This window comes from Pseudomonas sp. fls2-241-TYG-175 (genome assembly GCF_030209155.1).
GTDB classification, from domain to species: domain Bacteria; phylum Pseudomonadota; class Gammaproteobacteria; order Pseudomonadales; family Pseudomonadaceae; genus Aquipseudomonas; species Aquipseudomonas viridiflava.
In genome coordinates this window covers 213,258-238,853 of sequence record NZ_JARVSO010000009.1, presented here as the reverse complement: position 1 = coordinate 238,853, position 25,596 = coordinate 213,258, and the positions used below count along the sequence as shown (strand labels likewise).

The window sequence follows — 25,596 nt, the reverse complement described above, 5'->3', positions numbered from 1 at the left end:
CCCCCGAATCAGCGCCAGGACTCAGCCTTCACCCACGTCGCGTTCTGCGGTGTTCATGCGATCGCGCTAAAAAAGCGCATCACTGCCGCTTTCTCTCCGGACAGCCAGATGACTTGTATATAACGCTGAGTGCTCCGCATGGGAATGCCGATCTGCACGCCCCCCCCAACCATCGCAACCCGCAAGAATGTTCAAGACGCGCGCCCGGGATTCTGCGAAAGTTGCTGCCCCATAATCGGTCATGCGGTTGTTCATGTTTCGTTCTTCATCTGCTTATCAGGCGTTCAGCCAGGGCGCGATTGCGGTCATGCCGCTGTCGTTGGCCTGTGCGCCATGGGGCCTGCTGGCCGGGTCTCTGGCGCTGGAAGCCAATCTCACGCCGCTGGAAAGCCAGGGCCTGTCAGTCATCGTCTTTGCCGGCGCTGCGCAACTCGTCGCCATCGGCATGCTGAAAAGCGGGGCAGGGATCGGCTCGATTCTGCTGACGACGCTGCTGTTGACCTCCCAGCATCTGCTCTATGGTCTGCACATGCGCCCGACGCTCTCACGGCTGCCGTTGCGCTGGCGAATGAGCCTGGGCTTTCTGCTGACCGACGAATTCTTCGCCCTCAACAGCCAGCACGGTGGCGCGTCGTTCAATCGCTGGTTCGCCCTCGGCGTCGGGCTGACGTTCTACCTGATCTGGAACCTGTTCACCTTTCTGGGCATCGTGCTGGGCAACAGCTTTCCGGGGCTGGAACATCTTGGGCTGGAGTTCTCGATCATCGCCACCTTCATCGCCCTGGTCACGCCGCTGGTGCGTAATCTGCCGGTGGTGGTATGCGTGGCCGTTTCGCTGTTCTGCTCGGTGTTGTTCAGCTACTGGCACTGGAGTGCGGCGCTGGTGCTGGCCGGAATTGCAGGCATGGCCGCAGGCTTCGTCGTCAAACGCGCGCTGGGGCAGGAGGCACCATGATCTTTGCCGTGATCATGGGAATGGGGCTGGCGGTGTTTTTCAATCGCTATGTGTTTCTGGAGCCGCGCCTGCCGTTCACGCTGGGGCGCAATGCACGGGATTTTCTCGGCTTCGCCGTGCCCGGCATGCTGACCGCCATTTGTGGACCGATCATCTTTCTGCCTGAACACCGGCTGGAGCTGAGTCTGACCAATCCGTACTTGCTGGGTGCACTGTGCACCATCGTCTTGATGCTCTGGACCAAACGCGTGCTGACCAGTGTGGTGCTGGGCATGGGCTGTTTCTACGCATTTCGCTGGCTGTTTGCGGTGTAGTCGCGCTGGCAGGCTGCGATAACAGCGGCCTGCCAGCATGAAGCGCGCCAGCGACTGATCAGATCAGTTCGGCCACTTCATCTCGCCCTTGATCACCTTGGCGCTCAGCTCCAGGGAACTCGGTTCTGCCAGTTGCGGCCAGGCCTTTTTCATGGCGTCGATCAGCGCGGCGGAATCCTTGGCCTTGGTAGCGTGCTTCTCGAAAGACTTGAGGTAGTCGGCGGTGAACGTGACAGCCTTGGTCCCTTCAGGCACCTCGCCCAGATAGTGGCCCGGAATGACGGTGGTCGGCTTCAAGGCTTCGATGCCCTTGAGCGTGGCGAGCCAGTCCTGACGGGATTTCGGCGTCTGGGTATCGGCGACCCAGACGTGAATGCCGCTGGACACCACGACGCCACCGACAACGGCCTTGAGCGACGGAATCCACACGTAACTGCGTTGCGGTGTTGGGCCTTGCAGACCCTTGATTTCCAGTGGCTGGCCTTCCAGAGTCAGATGATCGCCCTTGAGCACTTCAGGCAGGACCAGTTTGGCCGGCGCGTTGTCCTTGAGGATCGGACCCCAATAGGCCAGCTTGCCTTGCATCGATGCCTTGATGGCTTTCACGGTCGGTTCGCTGGCAACAATCTTCGCCTCCGGGAACGCTGCCTGAATCACGTCCAGACCGAAGTAGTAATCCGGATCGCTATGGCTGATGTAGACGGTGGTGAGTTTTTTGCCGCTGGCCTTGATCTTCTGCACCAGCGCTTCGGCGTCGTTGCGCTGGAATTGGGCGTCGATCAGCACCGCGTCATGCTGGCCGGTGATCAGTTCGGAGGAGACCGGAAAGATGGCTTTTTCGGCCGGGTTGTAGACGTCGATCTTCAGCGGATCGGCGGCCTGGGCGGCCAGCGGAAAAAGTGTGGCAAAGGAGAGGGCAAACAGGGCACTGCGCAACATGGGAACGACCTTTTCAAGTGGCAGAACGGGAGTGGCCTTATCTTAGGTTGCTTGAAGTGAAACAAAAGCCCTACTATTGGCAACTATCGGTTGCCTGGATCGGACGAATCATGGCTCGCATCATGGCGGCTCGGGTGTTCATCGCCATCAACGAGCGGGGCAGCCTGATCGCTGCCGCCGACTCGCTGGACATGTCCCGGGCCATGGTTACGCGCTATCTGGCGCAAATGGAAACCTGGGCGGGCGCACGCCTGCTGCACCGCACCACGCGCAAGCTCGGTCTGACCGCATCCGGTCAGGTAACGCTGGTACGCTGTCAGCAGCTCCTGGAATTGGCCGATGCCATGCCGCTGGCGGCCGATACACAGGTGGACGAGCCTCGCGGCATGTTGCGCATTGCCTGTTCCCAATCGCTGGCGCGGGCGGTGCTGGCACCGGCAGTCACGGCTTATCTGCAACGCTATCCCGGCACGTCTGTGGATTTGCTGATCGGCAATCAGGCGGTGGATCTGGTGGGCGAGCGCATCGACCTGGCGATCCGCATCACCAATCAACTGGACCCCAACCTCATTGCCCGCCCGCTGGGGACCTGCGATTCGGTCGTATGTGCCTCACCCGGCTATCTGGCCACCCACGGCACGCCGTTACGCCCGCAGGAGTTGAGCAGCCACAATTGCCTGACCTATTCCTACTTCGGCAAAAGCCTTTGGGAGTTCGTCCACCTCGAACAGCCACTGAGTGTGCCGGTGGGCGGTAATCTCAGCGCCAATGACTCGGTGGTACTGCTGGAGGCTGCCGTTGCGGGTGCGGGTATCACCCTTCAGCCGATTCACTCGGCGGCGCCATTGCTGGCCAGTGGGAAGCTAGTCGCACTGATGCCTGACTACCAACCCCGCACGCTGGGCATGCACGGCATCTACACCTCGCGCCAGCACCAGTCGGCGACCTTGCGCACCATGCTGGATTTTCTGGCGGGATGGTTCGGGGAGGAAGTTTTGTTGCGGGGGTAGGTGGGTGGAGGATCCGCTGCGTTGGAGCAGACGTCTCACCATGTCTTCGACGTATGAGTTTTCGCGTGGCAAACACAGACCGTAGGAGCGCGCTTGCCCGCGATCTGCCGGGAACCGGCAGCAAAACCTGCACACGCGGTATTCCAGATGTGGCCTCAGGGCCGCTGCGCAGCCCATCGCTGCCGTCGTAACCTCCGAGAGCTCCTACGCCCTTCGGGCAGAAGCACGCGCGCGTGCGCATCAGTAAATAACAGAGAGTTTGACAAGAGGCGTGTGCCCTCAATCAATCACGCGGTGTTCGTGGGCGCTGGCGTTTTCCAGATGCCCTTGCCATCACGTCTTGAACTTGCGCACCAGTGCATCCAGCTCGTTGGACAGCGACGCCAGGCTGCTGGAGTCGGCGCGGGCCGAGTCGGACAGGGTGGCGATCAGTTGCGCATCGCCATGGATCTGGCTGATGTGACGGTTGATGTCCTCGGCCACCTGATGCTGCTCTTCGGCGGCGGTCGCGATCTGGGTGTTCATGTCGCGGATCACGTCCACCGACTCGCGGATCTGGCCGAAGCTGCTGCGCGCCTGGCCGATCTTGGTCACCGACTGCTGCGACACATCCAGGCTCGCATTCATCTGCTGCGCCACGGACTTGGTGCGCTTGGCGAGGTTGCCCAGCAGCGTGTCGATCTCGGCCGTCGAGTCGGCAGTGCGCTTGGCCAGCGCGCGAACCTCGTCAGCTACCACGGCGAATCCGCGGCCCTGTTCACCGGCACGCGCGGCTTCGATGGCTGCGTTGAGCGCGAGCAGGTTGGTCTGTTCGGCAATCGAGCGAATGGTGGCCAGAATCGACTGGATGTCGATGCTGTCTTTCTCCAGTTGCGTCACGTCCTTGGCCGAGCGGGCGATTTCCTCGCTCAGTTGATCGACGCTGCGCACCGCATCGTCGATCTGGCGCTGACCTTCACGGGCTTGCTGTTGACCGCTGTCGGCAGAGTCAGCCGCCTGGCTGCAGGAGCGGGCGACTTCGTTGGAGGTCGCGACCATCTCATGGAACGCCGTAGACACCATGTCTACCGCTTCACGCTGACGGCCTGCCGCTTCGGCCATGTCGTTGGACACGCGAGTGGAGCTGTGCGACGCCTCGAGAATCTTGTGCGCCGCCTGACCGATGTGCTGGATCAGGCTGCGAATCGCAGTCAGGAATTTGTTGAACCAGCCCGCCAGTTGCGCAGTTTCGTCGTTGCCGCGCACGGTCAGGTTATGGGTCAGGTCGCCTTCACCTTCAGCGATGCCTTCCAGACCGGTCGAAACGCTATGGATCGGACGCACGATGACTCTGGCGAAGCTGGCACCGACAATGGCAAACACCAGTGCCAGCACGGCAGCGATGACGCCGATCAGCCAGGTCAGACGCGTGGCCGAGGACATGACTTCGTCCTGTCTGATCAGGCCGATGAAGTTCCAGCCCAACTGATCGGACGGGTAGACGTTGGCCATGTAACGCTCACCGTTGAGGGTGAGTTCCACCAGGCCGCTGCTGGTCTTGGCCAGTTCGGCAAAGCCGTCGCCCAGCTCACCCAGCTTCTTGAAGTTGTGCTCAGGCTGCTTGGGATCGACCAGCACGGTGCCGTTCTTTTCCATCAACATCAGATAGCCGCTTTCGCCCAGCTTGATCTGTTTGACGATGTTGGTCAGCTGTTTGAGCGACACGTCGATGTTGACCACGCCGCCGGGGTTGCCGAGCTTGTTGGGAATCGCGCGGATGGTGCTGACCAGCACCGCGTCGTCGGCGGCCCAATAATAGGCGTCGCTGCGTACGGTCTTGCCGACGTTGGCCATCGCGGTCTTGTACCAGGGACGGACGCGAGGGTCATAGTTGCTCATCCTCGGGTCTTCCGGCGTCATGATGTAGCTGCCGTTGATCAGGCCGTAGGACACGTAGGAGTAGGCCGGGTGCGCCTTGGCGATGCTGGCGAACAGCTCGGTGGCCTGCCTGTCATTTTCCGACTGCGCTGTCGCGGCTGCGCCCATGTAGTTTCTGAAATCGTCGCTGGCACCGGCGATCAGCGGGTGCGCGGCGATGTAGTTGACGTTCTGGGTGATGCCGTCGAAAAACAGCTGCATGGCGTTATCGACCTGACGAATCTCGCGCCCGCTGCCGTCTACAAAATCCTTGGTCGCCTCGTCGCGCAGGTTCACGACAACAATCGTTGCCACCACAATGATCGGAAGGCACGCAATCACTGCGAATGCCCAGGTCAGCTTCTGTTTGATGTTCATGTGAGCTCCGGAGTGTCCATTACTACCGTGTGTTGGGCGCTGCATCTGTGTGCAGTCTGTCGAACCATGTCATCACTCGGGAGCGCTGTCTTATGGTCTACCACTAGCAGGTCGGCGTTCTACCTGGAATCTTTAAACAGGATGACGTTATCAGGCATTTGTGTCGTTTCTGGATCAGGGGCGGTAACCCAGCTCACTGCTGATGCGTTCGCTGCACGCCAGTAGAAGGTCTTGAAATCGCTCCCGCGCGCCATCCGGGTCCATGATGGCGTCCGGGCCGGACAGGTTGATGGCCGCCGTGATCTTGCCCGCGTGGTCCTTGATTGACGTGGCGATTGCAGTTGAATAGTCCGAGCGATGGAGAACCCAGCCGCGCTCGCGGTCCTGCCTCGTCATTGCCTGAAGTTCAGGCAGCGTGCGCGGTGCCGGGGCAGGGTAGTCGTCCAGACGAATGTGCTGATAAAGCCTGCTCAGCTCAGCGTCGTCCAGTGCCGTCAGCAGCATGCGGCCCATGGCCGTGCAGTGGCAGGCGATGCGAGTCCCGACCGGAACATTCACCGAAAGACGCTGCGCAGCGAACGCCCGGTAAAGGTACAGGCTGTCGGTCTGCTCACGAATGCTCAGGTGGCAGGACAGCGAAGACTGATCGCGCAGCCGGTTCAGGTGTGGCATCGCGACGTCGACAATGTCGCGGCTGGCCAGATAACTGAAACCATCACTGATCACCCGCGCACCCAGTTCGTACTGCGTGCCGTTTTTGTCGAGATAACCCATGTCGGTCAGGGTGAACAGAATCCGGTACACCGCCGACGTGCTGACCCCCAGCCGCTCGGCGATATCGTGCATGCCGAGCGAGCGGGTCTGCGCTGAAAACATACCCAGCACACTCAACCCGCGGGCGAGGGCGGGGACGATGTAATCGGTGTCCTTTTCAGTCGTGTCAGTCATGGATAGCTCCGCAGTTGATCGTGCCCACACCGGTCAGCATCCAGACTGATCGTTCCCACTTCTGCGTGGTAACGCCGGCCAAGACGCTCTCAAACACTCACCCCGTCAAACTCTGCCATCGCATCCAGCAATGCATCCTTGAAGTAGGCCAGCGATGCGCGGTCGAACAGGATCTGGAAACACGGCACCGATCGCGCCCCGACATTCACCACGATCACGTTGATACGCGCCGCCGAGGTCTGGGCCACGGCGCCGGGCGGGAACGCCTGCGCGCGCAGGTCGACGCCGCACAGCTTGGCCATCACCTCACTGATGCACACCCCGCTCAGTTGCAGCCACGCGTGGCTGTCTTCCCGTGGCAGCAGATAGTTGGCGTTGTGATCCATCTCCCAGCTGGCTTCTTCATCGGCGATGCGTTGGCCTTGATCCTGCGCGCTGCCCAACAGCAGGTATTCGGTCTGGGACAGGCGGACCACGTGGCTGCCATCTGTCTGGGTCACTGCGCGGTTGGGCACGTCGGGTAGGCTGAAGCCGCGTGCAGTCAGGTAGGCGGCGCTGTCCGTGCCGCGAAAGCCGACGCGTGGCAGGTCGGTCAGGTCCTCCAGCGTGCACAGCGGCATCGGGTCAAGTCCAACAGAGCGTTCTGCAGTAAGGCTGGTCATGGTTCAAAGCTCCTGGCGCTGATTGTCGGGATCGAAGAAAGGCAGTTTCACCACGGTGGCCTGGACCACCACGCCGTCCTCGACGCGAATCGGAATCTGCTGGCCGGGCGTGCTCTGGTCGAACGCGGCGTAGGCCAGCCCGATGATCCTGCCCAGTGTCTGCGAGTATTCGCAGGAGGTAACGTTGCCGCTGATGTCCGGCCCCTTGAGCACCAGATGGCCTTCGAGCGGTTGCGGACTGGCCTTGGGCAGGGTGAAGCCCACCAGTTTGCGTTTCTGTGGCTGGGCTTCGAGGATGTCCACCGAACGACGGCCGACGAAGAAAGGTTTGGTCCGGCTCACCGCCCATCCCATGTCGATCTCGGCCGGGTGGGTCATGCCGTCGGTGTCCTGGCTGATGATCACATGACCTTTTTCCAGGCGCAGCAGACGCTGGGTTTCAACGCCGAACGGGCGCATATCAAAGGCACGACCCGCTTCGATGAGGGCGTCCCAGAGCTTGAGCCCGTGACGCGCCGCTACGTGGATCTCGTAACCCAGCTCACCGACGAAACCGACCCGCAGCAGGCGCGCCTTGATGCCAGCCACGGTGCCCTGACGCACGCCCAGATAGGGGAAACCTTCCGAAGACAGATCCAGATCGTTGCACACCTGCTCGAGTACCTTGCGCGAGTCGGGACCTGCCACATTGACCGCACAGATCGCTGCCGTGACGTTGGTGATGTCCACATTCAGACGCCATTGTGCGTTCCACTTGAGCATCTGCTGATAGATGCGATCCACGCCGCTGGTGGTCGCGGTCACGTAGAAATGCTGTTCGGCAAAGCGCGCGCACACGCCGTCATCGATCACCACGCCCTGTTCATTGGTCATCAGGGCGTAGCGCGACCGGCCGACCGGCTGCTTGAGAAACGCGAAGGTGTACATGCGCTGGAGCAGTTCAGCGGCGTCCGGCCCACGGATATCCAGCCCGCCGAGTGTCGACACATCAATGATCCCGACCTTGTTGCGTACGTGCGCGGCTTCTTCCTGCATGCACGCATCGCGTTGCGACGGTTTGCCGTAGAACGCCGGACGCTGCCAGATGCCCGCTGGCATCATCTTCGCGCCTGCTTCAACGTGGCGGCGATGCATGGGCGTTTGCCGGTATGGATCGAAGGCGCGGCCTGCCACATGCGCCAGCTTTTCGGCCTCGAACGGAGGGCGTGCTGTGGTTACACCGGTTTCGCTGATACTGCGCTGGGTCGAAGCTGCGACCAGACGTGCCGTCGGCAGCGCCGAGTGGCGACCCTGCGAAGGGCCCATGCCGACCGTGGAGTAGCGCTTCACCAGTTGAATGTCGCGATAGCCGATCCGGGTGGCGTTGACGATGTCGCGCACCTGCAGGTCTTCATCGAAATCGACGAAGTCCTTGCCTTTGGGGTGCGGGAAGATCGGCCAGGCAAAATTGACCCGCGCTTCGTTGCGCAGTGCAGGCGGGGTGCCGTCAAAAGTGAGGCCCAGTGCCTTGAGCGCATCGGCTGCTGCGCGCGTCGCGTCGGCCAGCACATTATCCAGCGCGTGACAGCCGTTGACGGAACCGGCGATGCCCAGGTTCTGCGGCAATCCGCTGATGGCGAATTCGGCCTGGGTGTCGTCATAGTCGAGTCTGCCGCCCGCCTGACACAGCAACTGGTAGGCGGGCATATAACCGCCCGACATGCACAGCAGATCGCACTCGACGGTCAGGCCGCTGCTCGCCACCTGTCCCTGACCGGTGATCTTGCGCAGGTCCGTGCCGCTCACGTGGCGCATGCCTTTTTCGTGCAGCGCTTCGAACACCGTGGTGTTCATGTGGCAGGTGATGCCGCGTTGTTCGACGGCGTTCTGCAGCGCCCGGTCGGATGCATGGGGGCGCATGTCGACAACCGCGACGACGTCAACGCCCTGATCGTTTAGGTCCAGCGCGGCGAGATAACCGTCATCGTTACCGGTCAGCACTACCGCGCGTTTGCCGGGTTTGACCGCGTACAGTTTCATCAGGCGCTGGACGGCGCTGGTCAGCATCACGCCGGGCAGGTCGTTGTTGCGAAAGATCACCGGCTGATCGAACGAGCCGCTGCACACCAGACACTGCGTGGCGCGGACCTTGTACAGGCGCTTGCCTTGAATCACCGGCAAATAGTTGTCGGTGAACCATGCATTGCAGGTCGCCTGTTTGAGCACGCGGATGTTGGCGTTACTTTCCACTGCCTCGACCAGATCACGGCGTACCTGTGCAGCGCGCTGACCTTCGAGGTCGAAACGGGCGTAGGTCAGCGAGCCGCCGAGAATCGCCTGCTGTTCGATCAGCAGCACCTGAGCACCGGCATTGGCGGCGGTCAGAGCAGCCTGCAGGCCTGCTGGCCCGGCGCCAATGATTGCCAGATCAGTGAACAGGTAGGCCTTGTCGTAATACTCCGGCTGGAATTTCAGGTCCAGCACACCCAGGCCGGCCTTTTTGCGAATGATCGGCTCCCAGATTTTCCACATGCCTTTTGGCTTGTAGAACGAGCGATAGTAGAAACCGACCGGCATGAACTTCGAGAACTTGCCCAGCACCGCGTCCTTGTCGTTGTCCAGCGAGCCGTTGAAGTTCTGTCCGCTGGCGTGCAGGCCTTGCTGCAGCGCGAACGTGTCGGCCATCACGTTGGGCTCGTGAGGCAATTGGATCAGGCTGTTCGCGTCTTGTCCGGCCATGGTCAGCGGGCCGCGCGGGCGGTGGTACTTGAACGAGCGCGAGAGCAGAAAGCGACCGTTGGCCAGCAGGGCGCTGGCGATGCTGTCGCCTTGCAGGCCCTGATACGTCTTGCCGTCGAAACTGAAAGTGAGCGGCTGGTTGCGGTCGATTAGCAGCCCCATGGGCGCGGAAAGGCGAGTGGGGGTGTTCATCCTGCGATCTCCTTGGCGGCCATCGGTGTGAAGTCGATACGGGCTGTGAATACTTCCCGTGGGTCGAACGTGCGGATGATCTGGTCGCTTGCAGTGTGGCGCTCGGCCAGAAACCAATAGCTGGACGGGTTGTGCATCCACCATTCGCGCACCACGCCCAGCGTGTCCTCGCTGTTGAATACGTAATCGGCCCACTCGGCGTCGCTGCAGGTCTGCGGGTCAGGCATGTGCTTGAACTCGCCGCCGTAAGTGAACTCGCTGATGTTGCGTGGCCCGTTGAGCGGGCAGGTCATGATTTTCATGTATCGCTCCTTACTCGATAACGGGTCAGTGGCTGGCTGCGGTTGCGCCCATTTCGTTGACTTGCTGGAAGGTGGAAAACCGCTCCAGGGCGAAGGGCTTGATCAGCTCCGGGACCTTGCCGCCGCTGGCGACCAGTTCGGCCATGGTCTTGCCGCAGATGGGCGTCGCCTTGAACCCCCAGGTGCCCCAACCTGCGTCCAGGTAATAATTCTTCACCGGCGAAAGGCCCATGATCGGGCTGTAGTCCGGGGTCATGTCGGTGATCCCGGCCCACTGGCGCATCAGCTTGGCGTTGGCCAGAAAAGGAAACATCTCGATGGCATGGGCCAGCAGGCTTTCCTTCAGGTCGAGCGTCGAGCGGGTGTTGAACAGCGGGTAGGGGTCCGATCCGCCGCCAAACACCACTTCGCCACGGCTGGTCTGCTGTACGTAGCAATGCAGCGCTGAAGAGCTCACCAGCGGGTCGAGGAACGGCTTGAACGGCTGGGTGACCATGGCCTGCAACGGGAACGTCTGGATCGGCGAGCTAATACCGGCCTTTTTCATCATCTGCGAACTCATGCCCGCGACCGCCTGCACGGCGCAGCCACACTGGATGGTGCCTCGGTTGGTCTTGACCGCCGTGATGGCGCCGTTCTCGATCACCAGTTCCTGCACCTCGGTGAGCTGATGGATCTCCACCCCCCGCTTGGCCGCCTGCTTGGCGTAGCCCCAGGCGACGGCATCGTGCCGCGCAGTGCCGCCGTCGATGTGCCACAGCCCGGCAAGCACCGGCAGATGACCGGGATCAAGGTTGAGGCTGGGCACCAGTTCGCGAATCTGCTGACGGTCGATCATCTCGGTGCGCCCGCCAAAATGCTTGTTGACCTCGGCACGCTGGCGGAACGAACGCACCGTGGCGTCGGTATGCGCCAGGGTCAGTTGGCCGCGCTCGGAATACATGATGTTGAAATCGAATTCGTTGGACAGGCCCTGAAACATTTTTACCGACTCGGCGTAGAACCGGACGCCTTCGCTGGTCAGGTAATTGGAACGGATCACTGCTGTGTTGCGCGCTGTATTACCGCCGCCCAGATAGCCTTTTTCCAGCACCGCGATGTTGGTGATGCCATGGTATTTGGACAGGTAGTAAGCCGTAGCGAGGCCATGACCTCCGCCGCCGATGATCACCACGTCATAAGCCTTTTTCAGCTCCTTGGGCGCAGGCAGGTCAACATCGACCGGGTACTCCGGGCTGAGCCCGTATTTCAATAGATTGAAAGGCATACGGCCTCCGATTGGCTGCGTTGCGCACGGGACTGCTGGCGGGCAGCGGTCACGGTGTTTTTCATGAGAAAAGCGATGGTCATCGGGCCGACGCCACCGGGCACCGGGGTGATGGCCGATGCCACGTTCAAGACATTGTCGAAATCCACGTCGCCGACCAGTCGGCTTCGGCCCTGATCCTGAATGCGGTTGATGCCTACATCGATCACCACCGCGCCGGGCTTGAGCCAGCTGGCGTCGATCATGCGAGGACGGCCGACGGCGGCGACCACGATGTCGGCCAGTTGGCACAGGGCCTTGGCGTCCGTGCTGCGCGAATGCACGACGGTTACCGAGCAATGCGCCTGAAGGAGCAGGGCGGCCATGGGTTTTCCGACGATGTTGGAGCGACCGATCACCACCGCGTGCCTGCCCGTCAGGTTGCCGCAGGTTTCCTGTAACAGGTGCATGCAGCCACTGGGTGTGCAGGGCGTCAGCACCTCGCGGCCCTGACTCAGACCGCCGACGTTTTCACTGTGAAAACCATCGACGTCCTTGGCCGGGTCGATGGCCTGCAGCGCGCAGGCTTCTTCTATGTGTGCAGGCAGCGGCAGTTGCAGCAGAATGCCATTCACGCTCGGGTCGGCATTGAGCCCGGCAATCACCGCCAGCACGCGGGCCTGTGAGCTGTCGGCGGGCAGGCGGTACTCCAATGAGCGGATTCCGGCTTCCTCGGCGCGCAGGATCTTGTTGCGCACGTAGACTTCGCTGGCCGGATCGTCGCCCACCAGAATGACCGCCAGCGCCGGTGAAATACCCTCGGCCTTGAGGCTCTGCACCTCGTCGCGTACCTGCTGCAGCACTTTTGCGGCTGAGGCCTTGCCATCAATGAGTCGGGCCTGGTTCATCGGAAAATCACCGTTCGGTCAGTGTTGAGAAACACCCGATGTTCCAAGTGATATTTCACGGCACGGGACAGTGCGATGGTTTCGGTGTTACGGCCTGCTGCGACCAGATCGTCCGGCAGGTACACGTGATCGACGCGCTGCACTTCCTGCTCGATGATCGGACCTTCGTCCAGATCGCTGGTGACGTAATGCGCCGTTGCACCAATCAGCTTTACGCCCCGCTCGTAGGCCTGGTGATAAGGCTTGGCGCCCTTGAACCCGGGCAGGAAGGAGTGGTGGATATTGATCGCCCGGCCCGAGAGCTGGCGGCACAGGTCGTCGGAGAGAATCTGCATGTAGCGTGCGAGCACCACCAACTCGGTGCCGGTCTCATCGACCACTCGCATCAACGCCGCTTCCTGCTCGGCCTTGGTGTCTTTGGTCACCGGCAGATAGATAAATCGAATCCCCTCGCGCTCGGCCATCGGCCGCAGGTCCAGGTGGTTGGACACGATGGCGGTGATGGCCATGTCCATCTCGCCCTTGTGATAGCGGTAAAGCAGGTCGGTCAGGCAGTGGTCGAACTTGCTGACCATCAACAGCACGCGCATCGGCCGACGCGTATCGTGCAGCTCCCACTGCATCGAAAAATCACTGGCTACCGCATCGAAGCCGGCCTTTAGCTGCTCGATATCGCCCGCATGCCCGTCATTGAAACGAAACACCGCACGCATGAAAAACGTACCGCTGAACTCATCGTCGAACTGGGCCATTTCACCGATGTAGCACTGATTGCCTGCCAGATACGACGTGACTGCCGCCACGATCCCGGACGTCGCCGGACAACTGATCTTCAGGATGAAATGGTTCTTCTCGTGTTGCATGGTCAGTCCTCTGAAAGGTGGCGGCAGCTCGGTGAGGCAAAAATGTTCAGGCGTGAAAACCGTTTTGATGGATGAATAAAAATTCCTATCAGGAATTAAATATTCACGAAGACTGTTTTATAGGCGAAAGGAAATGCAGCGTCCAGAGGTTTCTGGAAACTTTATTGAGTGAGGGGAATATTTAGGTGCGTCCCGTAATCGTGGGTACTGCTCTGGGTAGGCATGCAGCCGTAATGCTCTACCTTCGGATTCAAGACCGGACGCGGAGCGTCCTGAGAGGCATTCCCACGCTGGAGCATGGGAACGATCAGTGTGCTGGCTGAAGATGATCGGGCCCATCGCGTGGGCATGCAGCCCGCGATCAATGTCGGGTCGGGTGATGATGATCGTTACCACGCTCTGCGTGGTAATGCCTCCCGGGACGCTCCGCGTCCCAGGTGGATCAGGCTATGCAAGGCTTATTGAGTTGGCGCAGCGTTTTTCAAGGGCAGCGTAGAAACGAGCAGAATGGCTCAGGTGGCGCGATCTATTCTCCCTGTGCGCCGTAATTCATGATCGACAACAACCTGATCGGCACCTGCACCAGTTGTTCCGGCCCATGGGGAATGTCGCCGTCGAACGTCAGGCTGTCGCCCGCCTGCATCGGGTAAAGCTGATTGCCGTGGCGGTAGATCAGTTCGCCCTCCAGCAGGTGCAGAAACTCGGTGCCGGGGTGCGAGAAGGTCGGAAACTCTTCGCTCGCGTCGTCCATGGTCACCATGTACGCCTCGAAACTCTTCTTCGGACCTCGCGTGTGATTGAGCAGGTGATAGGTATGGCCTTTCTCCGTGCCACGCCTGACCACCTCCAGACCTTCATCGGCCTTGACCAGCAAGGCGCTGCTGCCTTGTTGATCGTACTGGCTGAACAGCTTGGACATCGGCATGCCCAGCACATCGCACAGACGGCTGAGGTTATCGAGGCTGGTAGAGACCTGCGCGTTCTCGATCTTGCTCAGCATGCCCTGACTGATTCCGGCAATGCGGGCCACATCGGCCAGTTTCAGTTCCTGAGCCTGACGCTGACGCTTGATCTGGATGCCCAGGTATTGCTCAAGCTTGAGCTTGGGCGGGGTTTCGTTCGGCGTGTTCATCTGGTCTGTCATCGGTTGTGCACGGTTTCCGCTCGTTAATTTTTATTTCGCACTGGGAATGTGCAGCGCGTCCGCCTGTTGGGCGATTTATTCCCGGAGAGAAAACGAGTTTCCCATATAAACAGCAGAATTTCCCCTCTCTGACGCATCCGACTTCTGGCATACCAAACTGGCAAGCGCTTTGCATTCCTATTGGGAAAGTAACTTTCCTGATCGGAATATAAACCGGCGGAGGGTGAAACTGCGGTTCTTACCTGAAACGTTTTGTTCATGCCAGGAGACAAGTCTCATGTTGCCACCCGAAACACAACGTCTGATCGAACAGCACGGCATCAAATACGTGCTGGCTCAGTTCGTGGACATTCATGGCTCGTCGAAGACCAAATCGGTGCCTATCTCAGGGTTGGAAATGGTCGCCGAAGACGGCGCCGGTTTCGCCGGATTTGCCATCTGCGGCATGGGCATGGAGCCGCACGGGCCTGATTTCATGGCCAAGGGCGATTTGTCGTCGCTGACGCCGGTGCCGTGGCAGCCGGGGTATGGGCGGGTGGTGTGCATCGGGCATGTGGACGGCAAACCCTGGCCCTACGACAGCCGTTTCGTGCTGCAGCAACAGGTCGAACGCCTGACCCAGCGTGGCTGGACCCTCAATACCGGCCTCGAGCCCGAGTTCAGCCTGTTCAAGCGCGATGTTGCGGGCAGCCTGCAAATGGTCGACGCCAGCGACAACCTCGACAAGCCTTGCTACGACTACAAGGGTCTGTCGCGCTCCCGGGAATTTCTTGAGCGCCTGACCGAGGCATTGCAGCCCGTTGGCTTCGACATCTATCAGATCGACCATGAAGACGCCAACGGCCAGTTCGAGATCAATTACACCTACAGCGACGCGATGGAGTCCGCCGATCGCTTCACCTTTTTCCGCATGGCCGCAGGCGAAATCGCCAATGACATGGGCATGATCTGCTCGTTCATGCCCAAGCCCGACCCCAAGCGCGCCGGTAACGGCATGCACTTTCACCTGTCGATCGGCAGCGCCAGCAACAAGAACCTGTTCCACGACGCCAGCGATCCCAGCGGCATGGGATTGTCGAAGATGGCCTATCACTTTGCCGCTGGCCTGCTGGCGCATGGACCGGCGCTGTGTGCGTTCGCTGCACCCACAGTCAACTCTTACAAGCGTCTGGTGGTGGGCAACTCGCTGTCAGGCGCGACCTGGGCGCCCGCGTTCATCGCTTTCGGTGCCAACAACCGTTCGGCGATGGTACGGGTGCCTTATGGCCGCCTGGAATTTCGCCTGCCGGACGCCGGTTGCAATCCGTATCTGGTCAGCGCCGCGATCATCGCCGCAGGCCTGGACGGTATCGACCGCCAACTGGAAATCGATCATGTCTGCAACGAGAACCTCTACAAGCTGAGCCTTGAAGAGATTGCGGCACGTGGCATCAAGACCTTGCCGCAGTCGCTCAAGGAAGCCTGCGATGCGCTGGAAGCCGACCCGTTGTTCGCCGAAGTGCTGGGCAACGAGATCGTCGGCGAATTCGTGCGCCTCAAACGCATGGAGTGGGTGGAATACAGCCGCCATGTCAGCGATTGGGAAGTGAAGCGTTACATCGAATTCTTCTGATCTGCCGGATCTTCAAGCAACCGTTTTCGACGTCTTGCCGGTGGGCGGGGCGTCTCTGCCCAGGAGTTGAGTCATGTGTGGAATCGTAGGGCTTTACCTGAAAAATCCGGCGCTGGAGTCGCAGCTCGGCCAGTTGTTCGAGCCGATGCTCGAAGCCATGACCGATCGCGGTCCCGACAGCGCCGGGTTCGCCATCTATGGTGATGAAGTGGCCGATGGCTGGATCAAGCTGACCTTGCAGGCGACCACTGAGGACTATGACTTCAAGGCGCTGATTGACGAGATCGAAGACAAACTGGCCGTACCGCTGGACTGGTTTCAGAACGCCAGCGCCGTGGTCCTTAAAGTCCAGGCCGAAGAAGCGCCGGTGCGCGCCTTGCTGTCGCAACTGGCGCCGACCGTGCGCATCATGAGCGCCGGACAAAGCATCGAGATCCTCAAAGGCATGGGCCTGCCGAGGGAGATATCTCAACGCTTCGGGCTGGCCTCGATGAAAGGCAGCCACATCATCGGCCACACCCGTATGGCCACCGAAAGTGCCGTGACCATGGAAGGCAGTCACCCATTTTCCACCGGCGCCGACCTGTGTCTGGTGCACAACGGCTCGCTGTCCAATCACTTCCGCCTGCGCCAGAACCTGCGTCGTGAAGGCATTCATTTCGAAACCGACAACGACACCGAAGTTGCCGCTGGTTACCTGGCCTGGCGCCTGCAGCAGGGCGATACCCTCAAGCAGGCGCTCGACAAATCTCTCGAAGACCTCGACGGCTTCTTCACCTTTGCCATTGGCACGCGCAACGGTTTTGCGGTGATCCGTGATCCGATTGCCTGCAAGCCGGCCATCCTCGCTGAAACCGACGACTATGTCGCCATGGCCTCGGAGTATCAGGCGCTGTCCAGCCTGCCGGGCATCGAGCACGCCAGGGTCTGGGAACCTGTCCCGGCCACCATGTACATCTGGGAACGCGAGTCGGCCTAAGGAGCACGCACATGAAAACCATCGATCTGTCCAACGCCACCGTGCGTGACCTCAATCAGGCCCTGCACGATCAGGTCAGGCAACTGGAAGACCGCGAATGGGTGGTCACTCACCCCGACGGCGCTCACAACCTGGCGGTCGGCGTCAACGAAGCCATCTCAATCGATATTCAGGGCCATGCGGGTTATTACTGCGCCGGCATGAACCAGAAAGCCTCGATCACCGTGCACGGCAATGTTGGCGTCGGCTGCGCGGAAAACATGATGTCCGGCGCGGTCCGGGTCAAGGGCAGCGCCTCGCAGGCTGCCGGAGCCACGGCCCACGGCGGACTGCTGGTGATCGAAGGCGACGCCGGTGCCCGTTGCGGGATCTCCATGAAGGGCATCGATATCGTGGTTGGCGGCAGCATCGGCCACATGAGCTGCTTCATGGGCCAGGCCGGAAGGCTTGTTGTCTGCGGCGACGCGGGCGATGCGTTGGGCGACTCGCTCTATGAAACCCGGATCTACGTCAAAGGCACGGTCGAGTCGCTGGGCTCGGACTGCATTGCCAAGGAGATGCGCGAAGAGCATCTGCAGGAATTGCAGGAGTTGCTCAATCGCGCAGGTTTCAACGAGAAGGCCGCAGATTTCAAACGCTACGGTTCGGCCCGTCAGTTGTACAACTTCAAAGTCGATAACGCCTCCGCGTACTGATTCAGGAGCAAGACCATGAGCGATTCCTCAACTCCCAAAGCCCCGGTCCTGCGCGAGTCGGCGACGTTCGATCGCCTGACCATCCAGGAAATTCAGCGCGCAGCCGAAACCGGCATCTACGACATTCGCGGCGGCGGCACCAAGCGCAAGCTGCCGCACTTCGACGACCTGCTGCTGCTTGGCGCCAGCGTCTCCCGTTATCCATTGGAAGGCTATCGCGAAAAATGCGGTACCGACGTGGTGCTTGGCAACCGTTTCGCCAAGAAGCCGCTGTACCTGAAAATTCCGGTGACCATCGCAGGCATGAGCTTCGGTGCGTTGTCGGCCAACGCCAAGGAGGCACTGGGCCGCGGTGCAACTATCGCCGGCACCAGCACCACGACGGGTGACGGCGGCATGACGCCTGAAGAGCGCGGCCAGTCGCAGCATCTGGTCTATCAATACCTGCCGTCACGTTACGGCATGAACCCGGACGATCTGCGCAAGGCCGACGCCATCGAAATCGTGCTGGGGCAGGGCGCCAAGCCGGGCGGCGGAGGCATGCTGCTGGGCATGAAAGTCACCGAACGTGTCGCAGGCATGCGCACCTTGCCGGTGGGCGTCGATCAGCGTTCGGCCTGTCGTCACCCCGATTGGACCGGGCCGGATGACCTGGCGATCAAGATTGCCGAGATCCGTGAGATCACTGACTGGGAAAAACCCATCTACGTGAAGATCGGGGCCAGTCGTCCTTATTACGACGTCAAGCTGGCGGTGAAGGCGGGCGCTGACGTGATCGTGCTCGACGGCATGCAGGGCGGTACGGCGGCGACTCAGGAGGTGTTCATCGAACACGTCGGCATTCCGATTCTGCCCGCCATTCCGCAAGCGGTTCAGGCGTTGCAGGAAATGGGCATGCATCGCAAGGTGCAGCTGATCGTCTCCGGCGGCATTCGCAATGGCGCGGACGTGGCCAAGGCCATGGCGCTGGGTGCCGATGCCGTGGCTATTGGTACCGCCGCGCTGATTGCGTTGGGTGACAACCACCCGCGTCTGGACGAAGAGTTGAAGAAGATCGGCTCGGCGGCGGGTTTCTACGATGACTGGCAGAACGGTCGTGATCCGGCAGGCATCACCACGCAGGATCCGGAACTGTCCAAGCGCCTCGACCCGGTGGAAGGCGGCCGCCGCCTGGCCAACTACCTGCGCGTGCTGGTGCTGGAAGCCCAGACCATGGCCCGCGCCTGCGGCAAGTCGCACCTGCACAACCTGGACCCCGAAGACCTCGTGGCCCTGACCGTCGAGTCGGCCGCCATGGCCCGCGTGCCGCTGGCCGGAACGTCGTGGATTCCTGGAGGTGGCAGCGGGTATTGATCTTCAGGACATCGATCGTGCCCATGCTCCGCGCTCATCGTTATACACAAGGCATCTGGCTATCTGGAGAGGCAGCGGTACTGATGTCCTTTTGTAGCGCGATAGTGAGAACACTGCAGAACGCGACGTGGGTGAAGGCTGAGTCCTGGCGCTGATTCGGGGGGCAATCGGCATGGATGCCGATTGAGCTGCACTGGGCCATGGATGGCCCATTTGCAGCGACCCCCGAATCAGTGTCAGGACGAAGGAACCCCGGCGAAGCCGGGGCCGGAACCGGAGCAAAAGGCTTTGCTTACTTTGGCCTCTCAAAGTAAGTCGCCGAGGGGCGAAAAGGTGACTGGAGCCATGCGCTCGGCTCACTGAATCCAAAGTCTGGGTCACAACCGTGCCGCGAAGTCATGGCGGCAAGTCACCCCTAAGAGGCCTTGAAGGCCCACTGCTTCAGCTAAATACCTTGGTTTTCTGCCCGGCACTTTTCCATTCATTTGCGGGAGCTTTGAACATGGTCAATCGTCTACTCGGCAAACCCCTTCTGGCATCACTGGCACTCGGCATTTTCGCCCCGCTGGTGCAGGCCGCAGAAACCCCCACACTCAACACCGGCAGTACCGCCTGGATGATCACGGCTGCGGTGCTGGTGCTGTTCATGTGCCTTCCGGGGCTGGCGTTGTTTTACGGCGGGCTGGTGCGCGCCAAGAACATGCTATCGCTGTTCACCCAGTGTTTCGGCATCGCCGGTGTGGTGGGCGTGCTCTGGGTGATCTATGGCTACAGCATGGTCGTCGACACCAGCAACATGGTCGAAGGGCAGGTGACCTTCAACAGTTTTGTCGGCGGGCTGAGTCGCGCGTTTCTTGCGGGCATGACGCCCGACAGTCTGGTCGGTGATATTCCAGAAGGCGTGTTCGTGACCTTCCAGATGACCTTCGCCATCATCACCCCGGCGCTGATTGCCGGTGCCTTCGCCGAGCGCATGAAATTCTCGGCCGCGCTGCTGTTCATGGCGCTGTGGTTCACTTTTGTCTACGCCCCGGTGGCGCACATGGTCTGGGGCGGAGCGGGTGCGCTGATGCATAACTGGGGCGTACTGGATTTTGCCGGTGGCACTGCCGTGCACATCAACGCAGGTGTCGCGGCACTGGCGGCCTGTCTGGTGCTCGGCAAACGCAAGGGTTATCAGAACACACCGATGCCTGCCCATAACCTGAGCCTGACCATGGCCGGTGCAGCAATGCTCTGGGTCGGCTGGTTCGGTTTCAATATCGGCTCAGGCGGCGGTCTGAGCGGCACGTCCGGAATCGTCATGCTCAACACTCAGGTCGGCGCTTGCGCAGGCATTCTCGGCTGGATGTTCACCGAGTGGTTCAAGGTCGGCAAACCCAGTGCATTGGGTCTGGCCAGCGGTGCCTTGGCCGGTCTGGTAGGTATTACACCCGCGTGTGCGTATGTCGGCGTGGGTGGCGCGTTGGCGATCGGCGTGTTGTGCGGGGTGTTCTGCTACCTGAGTGTGACCGTATTGAAGAAACGCCTGGGCTACGACGACAGCCTCGACGTATTCGGCCTGCATGGGATCGGCGGCATGATCGGCGCTGTGCTGACCGGCGTGTTCTGCGTGCCATCCATGGGCGGTCTGGTACCGGACGTGACCATGGGCGCGCAGGTCGTTGCGCAGATCAAGGGCGTACTGTTCACCACGGTTTATTGCTTTGCGGTGAGCTGGGTGATTCTCAAGGTGGTCAAGGCGCTCATTGGACTGCGAGCTCACGAGACTGTCGAAGAGCTGGGCCTGGACCTGTCCGAGCACAACGAACGCGCCTATAACCATTGAGGTCAGGCGCGATGTTGTGGGTGCGCCACTACGTTTTCGACGTAGCGCTGTGGCGCCGCAAACATTTGACCGTGGGAGGCGGCTTGCCGGCGATCTGCCGGGAACCGGCAGCAAAACCTGCGCACGCCGTGTATCAGGTGCACTCAGGGGCTGCTGCGCAGCCCATCGCTGCCGTCGTAACCTCCGAGAGCTCCCACGCCCTTCGGGCAGAAGCAGGTTCGGCGCTTCCTCAACAGCCCTGTGTTTGCGCGAGGCAGCGCCGTGCCGGCGAAACTTTACCGAAACGCTGGCATCACGTACTTGATGAACAGCTCAAGCGACTTCTTCTTCTCGGCATGCGGCAGGCTGTTGTCGCACCAGAAGCTGAACTCGTCGACACCCAGTTCCTGGTAGTACTTGATGCGCGGAATGATCTCTTCCGGCGTGCCGATCATTGCCGTCCTGTGCAGGCTTTCGAGGGTGAATTCGGGGCGCTCCGCGAACTTTTCTTCAGGACTCGGTGCCAGGAAACCATTGACCGGCGTCTGCTTGTTGCCGAACCAGGCGTCGAAGGTGCGATAGAATTTCGAGATCGCTTTCGCGCCGACTTTCCAGCCTTCAGGATCGTCCGTCGCATGCACATGGGTGTGACGCAGCACCATCAGCTGCGGACGCGGCACGCCTGGGTTGTTGGCCAGCGCGGCCTCGAACTTGTTCTTCAGGTCGACGACTTCCTCATCGCCTTTCATCAACGGCGTGACCATGACGTTGCAGCCGTTCGCTACCGCAAAATTGTGCGAGTCCGGATCGCGCGCGGCGATCCACATCGGCGGTGTATTGATGGGCTTTGGCACGCAGGTCGAGGTCGGGAATTTCCAGATGTCGCCGTCGTGAGCGTAGTCGCCTTGCCACAGCGCACGTACCACCGGAACCATCTCGCGCAACGCCTTGCCGCCTTCGGAAGCGGGCATGCCGCCTGCCATGCGGTCGAACTCGACCTGATACGCGCCACGCGCCAGGCCGACTTCCATGCGTCCGTTACTGATCACGTCAAGCAATGCACATTCGCCCGCGACCCGCAACGGGTGCCAGAACGGCGCGATGATGGTGCCTGCGCCCAGGTGAATGGTCTCGGTTCTGGCCGCCAGATACGCCAGCAAGGGCATGGGGCTTGGGGAAATGGTGTATTCCATCGCGTGGTGTTCGCCGATCCAGACCGTGCTGAAACCGCCTTTTTCGGCCATCAGCGTCAGTTCGGTCAGGTCTTCGAAGAGCTGGCGGTGGCTGACGGATTCGTCCCAGCGTTCCATGTGCACGAACAGCGAAAATTTCATGACACTTACCTCGATCAGAGCGGGGCGCCTGCTAGGTCGGCACCCGTATTATCAAATGGGTGGGAAGAGTGAAGTCACTCAGGCCAGAGCAGGCAACGTGCTCATCTTGCCGCGGCAGTACACCATCGGGTCGACAGGCTGTTGCGGCTGAATCAGGTTCTTGATCGCGCCGACCATGATCGCGTGATCGCCACCTTCGTACTCGCGCCACAGTTCGCACTCGATGATCGCCGTGGCGTTGTTCAACAGTGGATTACCCAGTTCGCTCAGTGTCCACTCGATGCCTTCGGCTTTCAGCTTGCCTTTGCGGGCGAACGCGTAGGCTTCTTCCTGCTGGCCGCCGGAAAGCAGGTGGATGGCGAAGCGTTTGCTTTTGATCAGCGTCGCGTAGGAGTCGGAGCTGTAGTTGGGGCAGAACAGGACCAGCGGCGGGTCCATCGACAAGGAGCTGAATGCGCTGGCGGTCAGGCCGACGACTTCGCCGTCTTCATTGAGCGTGGTAATGACGGTAACGCCCGACGGAAAGGAGCCCATGACGTTCTTGTAGTCAGTTGCGTCGATCATTTGCTACCTCTGCACGGTGTGCCGACAGTTTCATATTGTTGTCTGTCTGATGGTATACCGTAATACTTCAGGTGCAAGTATTTTTTGTGTATTGCGCGCGCAGGCGATCGCGCAGCACTTGTTCAAAGCGCTGCGGTGTCTGGTCAGCAAGGGGTGTTCTCTGGTTTCAGAGAGGGGTGTGGCGGAGCGTCTCAGCTACAGGCTTCGGTCTGAATGTACTGCGCAGTCGAGTCGCGAATCACAGGTCCCATGCCGCTGACAGCATGAGCGCTTTCCATGATTTCAAGCGTCTCGCCTGTGCCGACCAGGTTGACCGTATGGTTGTCGCAGTTGTAGACGCGTTTGGAATAGATCACGCCGAGCAGGCTTTCGCGTTTGGTCACCACGACGCGATGCGTCATCGTCCCGCTTTTGTCCACCAGCGCGTGCTGCGCTGCAGGATCAATCGGAACCGCGATGGGTTTTGCTTCTGCATGTGCGGAAACGGCGGGGATCATGAGGATCAAAAACCAGGCATGAAATTTCATCGGTGCTCCTGCGGACGAATACGACTTCATTGGATCCAAAAGTACGCTGACCGAAGCGTGCTGGATAGCCAGTGGCCATGCCTTCCGTCGGGTTTGGATCCGGTTGCCGATGAGCGGTGTGTTTCAGTACCGTCTGTCACCCTTTGAGGCCGGGTTCAGCCAATCGCGTGAGTGACCAGTGCCGCCACCACCAGGTAACGCGCGCCCTTGGCCACTGTGACAATCAGCACAAAGCGCCACAGCGGCTCACGCAGAACGCCCGCGATCAGCGTCAACGGATCTCCGATAAGAGGCACCCAGCTCAGAAGCAATGACCAGTAGCCATACTTCAGGTAGAAGCGCTGGGCTTTTTCCAGTTGCGCTTCACTGGCCGGAAACCAGCGCTTGTGGCGCAGTCGGATGATGTAACGGCCCAGCAGCCAGTTCAGGATCGAGCCCAGCACATTGCCTGCCGTGGCCACCGAAAGCAGCACCACGGCCGGGTAGGCCTGGCTGAGCAGCATGCCGGCCAGCACGGTTTCCGACTGCATGGGCAGCAGCGTTGCCGCACCCAGTGCTGCCATGAACAGACCGAAGTAGCTTGAGAGTTCGAACATCACTGGCAGCCTTGCGCGTGCGGGATCGTCGCAGATGGAGCGGGGGCATTGTGTTGCAGGCCACCGCCTTCGACAAGGAGACAGACTGTTGCCTGGGCAACACCCGCTCAACACCTTGCAGGGCTGCCGACAGCTGGCGTGTCCCATCAGGCTGTCCAACTTGTTGATTCGGTTCGATATGTTGCGGTGGCACGGTTGCTGCTCTGTTGCTGTTCATCAAGCCCGCTCGATTCGTGTGTCCGGGACCCTGAAGCCAGAGGAGTAACGATATGAGTCAGACCCCTATCAAATTTGCGTACTGGGTGCCGAACGTCAGCGGCGGCCTGGTGGTGAGCAAGATCGAACAGCGCACCAGCTGGACCATCGACTACAACCGTAAGCTGGCGCAGATCGCCGAGAAGTCCGGTTTTGAATACGCCCTGACCCAGATTCGCTTCACGGCCGGTTACGGCGCCGAATACCAGCACGAGTCGGTCGCGTTCAGTCATGCACTGCTGGCGGCCACAGACAAGCTCAAGGTCATCGCCGCGATTCTGCCCGGCCCCTGGACGCCTTCCGTGGTTGCCAAGCAGCTGGCGACCATCGACCAGCTCACGGCAGGCCGCGTGGCAGTCAACATTGTCAGCGGCTGGTTCAAGGGCGAGTTCACTGCCATTGGCGAGCCCTGGCTGGAGCATGACGAGCGTTATCGCCGTTCGGAAGAGTTCATCCGTGCACTCAAGGGCATCTGGACCACCGATAATTTCACCTTCAAGGGCGATTTCTATCGCTTCCACGATTACACCCTCAAGCCCAAGCCCATCCAGCGTCCGCACCCGGAAATCTTTCAGGGCGGCAGCTCCAGAGCGGCACGTGACATGGCTGCCCGTGTGTCGGACTGGTATTTCACCAACGGCAACACTCTGGAGGGCATCAAGGCTCAGGTCGACGATATTCGTGCCAAGGCGGCTGCCAACGGGCACTCCGTGAAAATCGGTGTCAACGCGTTCATCATTGCCCGTGACACCGAAGAAGAAGCCCGTGCCGTGCTGTCCGAAATCGTCGACAAGGCAGACCCGGAAGCGGTCAATGCCTTTGGTGATGCCGCGAAACAGGCGGGCAAGGCAAGTCCGGAGGGCGAGGGTAACTGGGCGAAGTCCACTTTCCAGGACCTTGTCCAGTACAACGACGGTTTCAAGACCAACCTGATCGGTACGCCCCGGCAGATTGCCGAGCGTATCGTGGCGCTCAAGGCGGTCGGTGTGGATCTGGTGCTGTCCGCATTCCTGCATTTCCAGGAAGAAGTCGCCTATTTCGGCGAACACGTCCTGCCGCTGGTGCGTGAGCTGGAAGCCGAAGCCGTGCGTGCGCCCGCGCAGACTGCCGCCATCGCCTGATCGCCCCGAACTGTCTCGCAACAATCCCGCCTTATCGCCGTGAGCCGAAGCGCTCACGGCCCTTCAAAAATAAATCCTCGACAGTGATCCAATCTCCAGGTCCTCGCGTATGTTGAGCCCTGTTTGATCTGCGATTACACGTCATCCAATCGCAAAAATTGACAGCGGGCGCTGAAGCTCAGGCCCATGTGTGCCGATAAGTAACTATCGGTGTGTCCGGACACTGATACTCGGATTTCGTGCAGGTCGGTTGCGCGAGCTCTCATTTGCCGCGGAGG

At 60.6% G+C, this 25,596-nt stretch carries 23 protein-coding genes and 1 pseudogene; 9 read left to right on the top strand and 15 right to left on the bottom strand.

Going from position 1 to position 25,596, the window contains the following annotated elements; genetic code table 11:
- The first annotated feature begins 253 nt into the window (after positions 1-253).
- Complete coding sequence (locus tag QRN20_RS08840; RefSeq protein ID WP_058431570.1) at positions 254-955, top strand: AzlC family ABC transporter permease; 702 nt, start codon at positions 254-256, stop codon at positions 953-955.
- The gene (locus QRN20_RS08835; protein ID WP_058431571.1) at positions 952-1,269 is read left to right on the top strand and encodes an AzlD domain-containing protein; all 318 of its coding nucleotides are present in this window, start codon (positions 952-954) and stop codon (positions 1,267-1,269) included. Before QRN20_RS08840 ends, QRN20_RS08835 begins: the two co-directional genes overlap by 4 nt.
- Before the next feature lie 63 nt (positions 1,270-1,332).
- Here the strand turns inward: QRN20_RS08835 and QRN20_RS08830 are convergent, their stop codons facing one another.
- Entirely contained in the window at positions 1,333-2,208 is an 876-nt protein-coding gene (locus tag QRN20_RS08830) for an MBL fold metallo-hydrolase (RefSeq protein WP_058431572.1), read from the bottom strand.
- Positions 2,209-2,318: 110 nt separating this feature from the next.
- On the opposite strand from QRN20_RS08830, the gene QRN20_RS08825 reads away from it, so the two are divergent.
- Positions 2,319-3,218: a LysR family transcriptional regulator gene (locus QRN20_RS08825; RefSeq protein ID WP_285360182.1), complete on the top strand. Its 900-nt coding sequence runs from the start codon at positions 2,319-2,321 to the stop codon at positions 3,216-3,218.
- 333 nt (positions 3,219-3,551) lie between these two features.
- Here QRN20_RS08825 and QRN20_RS26840 read toward each other — a convergent pair whose 3' ends face one another.
- From QRN20_RS26840 to QRN20_RS08780, 10 genes and pseudogenes are all read right to left on the bottom strand, one after another.
- A complete protein-coding gene (locus tag QRN20_RS26840) occupies positions 3,552-4,280 on the bottom strand; it encodes a methyl-accepting chemotaxis protein (protein ID WP_371321615.1) in 729 nt (242 codons plus the stop codon).
- Between the two features lie 129 nt (positions 4,281-4,409).
- A pseudogene (locus QRN20_RS26835) lies at positions 4,410-5,336 on the bottom strand (cache domain-containing protein); the annotation flags it as partial.
- Positions 5,337-5,666: 330 nt separating this feature from the next.
- Positions 5,667-6,440, bottom strand: a complete 774-nt coding sequence (locus tag QRN20_RS08815) for an IclR family transcriptional regulator (protein WP_004888303.1) — start codon at positions 6,438-6,440, stop codon at positions 5,667-5,669.
- An 89-nt stretch (positions 6,441-6,529) separates the two neighbouring features.
- Positions 6,530-7,102, bottom strand: coding sequence for a sarcosine oxidase subunit gamma (locus tag QRN20_RS08810; RefSeq protein ID WP_122605213.1), 573 nt, complete (start codon positions 7,100-7,102; stop codon positions 6,530-6,532).
- A 3-nt stretch (positions 7,103-7,105) separates the two neighbouring features.
- Positions 7,106-10,012, bottom strand: coding sequence for a 2Fe-2S iron-sulfur cluster-binding protein (locus QRN20_RS08805; RefSeq protein WP_058431575.1), 2,907 nt, complete (start codon positions 10,010-10,012; stop codon positions 7,106-7,108).
- Positions 10,009-10,314, bottom strand: a complete 306-nt coding sequence (locus tag QRN20_RS08800) for a sarcosine oxidase subunit delta (RefSeq protein ID WP_029241152.1) — start codon at positions 10,312-10,314, stop codon at positions 10,009-10,011. The genes QRN20_RS08805 and QRN20_RS08800 overlap by 4 nt, the downstream gene beginning before the upstream one ends.
- A 25-nt stretch (positions 10,315-10,339) precedes the next feature.
- Positions 10,340-11,581, bottom strand: coding sequence for an FAD-dependent oxidoreductase (locus QRN20_RS08795; protein WP_122414204.1), 1,242 nt, complete (start codon positions 11,579-11,581; stop codon positions 10,340-10,342).
- The gene (gene folD, locus QRN20_RS08790) at positions 11,563-12,468 is read right to left on the bottom strand and encodes a bifunctional methylenetetrahydrofolate dehydrogenase/methenyltetrahydrofolate cyclohydrolase FolD (protein WP_088235018.1); all 906 of its coding nucleotides are present in this window, start codon (positions 12,466-12,468) and stop codon (positions 11,563-11,565) included. Before folD ends, QRN20_RS08795 begins: the two co-directional genes overlap by 19 nt.
- Positions 12,465-13,331 (bottom strand): formyltetrahydrofolate deformylase, encoded by an 867-nt coding sequence (gene purU, locus QRN20_RS08785; protein ID WP_058431578.1) that lies wholly within the window; start codon positions 13,329-13,331, stop codon positions 12,465-12,467. Before purU ends, folD begins: the two co-directional genes overlap by 4 nt.
- A 526-nt stretch (positions 13,332-13,857) precedes the next feature.
- A complete protein-coding gene (locus QRN20_RS08780) occupies positions 13,858-14,463 on the bottom strand; it encodes a helix-turn-helix domain-containing protein (RefSeq protein WP_025994689.1) in 606 nt (201 codons plus the stop codon).
- 289 nt (positions 14,464-14,752) lie between these two features.
- Between QRN20_RS08780 and glnT the strand changes: the two genes are divergently transcribed.
- The 5 genes from glnT to QRN20_RS08755 all read left to right on the top strand — a co-directional run bounded on the left by glnT (position 14,753) and on the right by QRN20_RS08755 (position 20,942).
- Positions 14,753-16,087 (top strand): type III glutamate--ammonia ligase, encoded by a 1,335-nt coding sequence (gene glnT / locus QRN20_RS08775; protein ID WP_029241149.1) that lies wholly within the window; start codon positions 14,753-14,755, stop codon positions 16,085-16,087.
- 73 nt (positions 16,088-16,160) lie between these two features.
- The gene (locus QRN20_RS08770) at positions 16,161-17,066 is read left to right on the top strand and encodes a class II glutamine amidotransferase (protein ID WP_029241148.1); all 906 of its coding nucleotides are present in this window, start codon (positions 16,161-16,163) and stop codon (positions 17,064-17,066) included.
- 11 nt (positions 17,067-17,077) lie between these two features.
- Entirely contained in the window at positions 17,078-17,761 is a 684-nt protein-coding gene (locus QRN20_RS08765; RefSeq protein WP_029241147.1) for a GltB/FmdC/FwdC-like GXGXG domain-containing protein, read from the top strand.
- 15 nt (positions 17,762-17,776) lie between these two features.
- A complete protein-coding gene (locus tag QRN20_RS08760) occupies positions 17,777-19,114 on the top strand; it encodes an FMN-binding glutamate synthase family protein (RefSeq protein WP_029241146.1) in 1,338 nt (445 codons plus the stop codon).
- A 502-nt stretch (positions 19,115-19,616) separates the two neighbouring features.
- Positions 19,617-20,942, top strand: coding sequence for an ammonium transporter (locus QRN20_RS08755; protein ID WP_025994685.1), 1,326 nt, complete (start codon positions 19,617-19,619; stop codon positions 20,940-20,942).
- A 275-nt stretch (positions 20,943-21,217) separates the two neighbouring features.
- Here the strand turns inward: QRN20_RS08755 and QRN20_RS08750 are convergent, their stop codons facing one another.
- The 4 genes from QRN20_RS08750 to QRN20_RS08735 form a co-directional block, all read right to left on the bottom strand.
- Positions 21,218-22,255, bottom strand: a complete 1,038-nt coding sequence (locus tag QRN20_RS08750; protein WP_029243526.1) for an LLM class flavin-dependent oxidoreductase — start codon at positions 22,253-22,255, stop codon at positions 21,218-21,220.
- A gap of 78 nt (positions 22,256-22,333) precedes the next feature.
- Positions 22,334-22,819, bottom strand: a complete 486-nt coding sequence (locus tag QRN20_RS08745; RefSeq protein WP_004886439.1) for a flavin reductase family protein — start codon at positions 22,817-22,819, stop codon at positions 22,334-22,336.
- A 191-nt stretch (positions 22,820-23,010) separates the two neighbouring features.
- Complete coding sequence (locus QRN20_RS08740) at positions 23,011-23,346, bottom strand: hypothetical protein (RefSeq protein WP_058431581.1); 336 nt, start codon at positions 23,344-23,346, stop codon at positions 23,011-23,013.
- Positions 23,347-23,501: 155 nt separating this feature from the next.
- Positions 23,502-23,942, bottom strand: coding sequence for a YqaA family protein (locus QRN20_RS08735; protein ID WP_122605215.1), 441 nt, complete (start codon positions 23,940-23,942; stop codon positions 23,502-23,504).
- A 269-nt stretch (positions 23,943-24,211) separates the two neighbouring features.
- On the opposite strand from QRN20_RS08735, the gene sfnG reads away from it, so the two are divergent.
- Positions 24,212-25,318, top strand: coding sequence for a dimethylsulfone monooxygenase SfnG (gene sfnG, locus QRN20_RS08730; RefSeq protein ID WP_029243524.1), 1,107 nt, complete (start codon positions 24,212-24,214; stop codon positions 25,316-25,318).
- Positions 25,319-25,596: the final 278 nt, after the last annotated feature.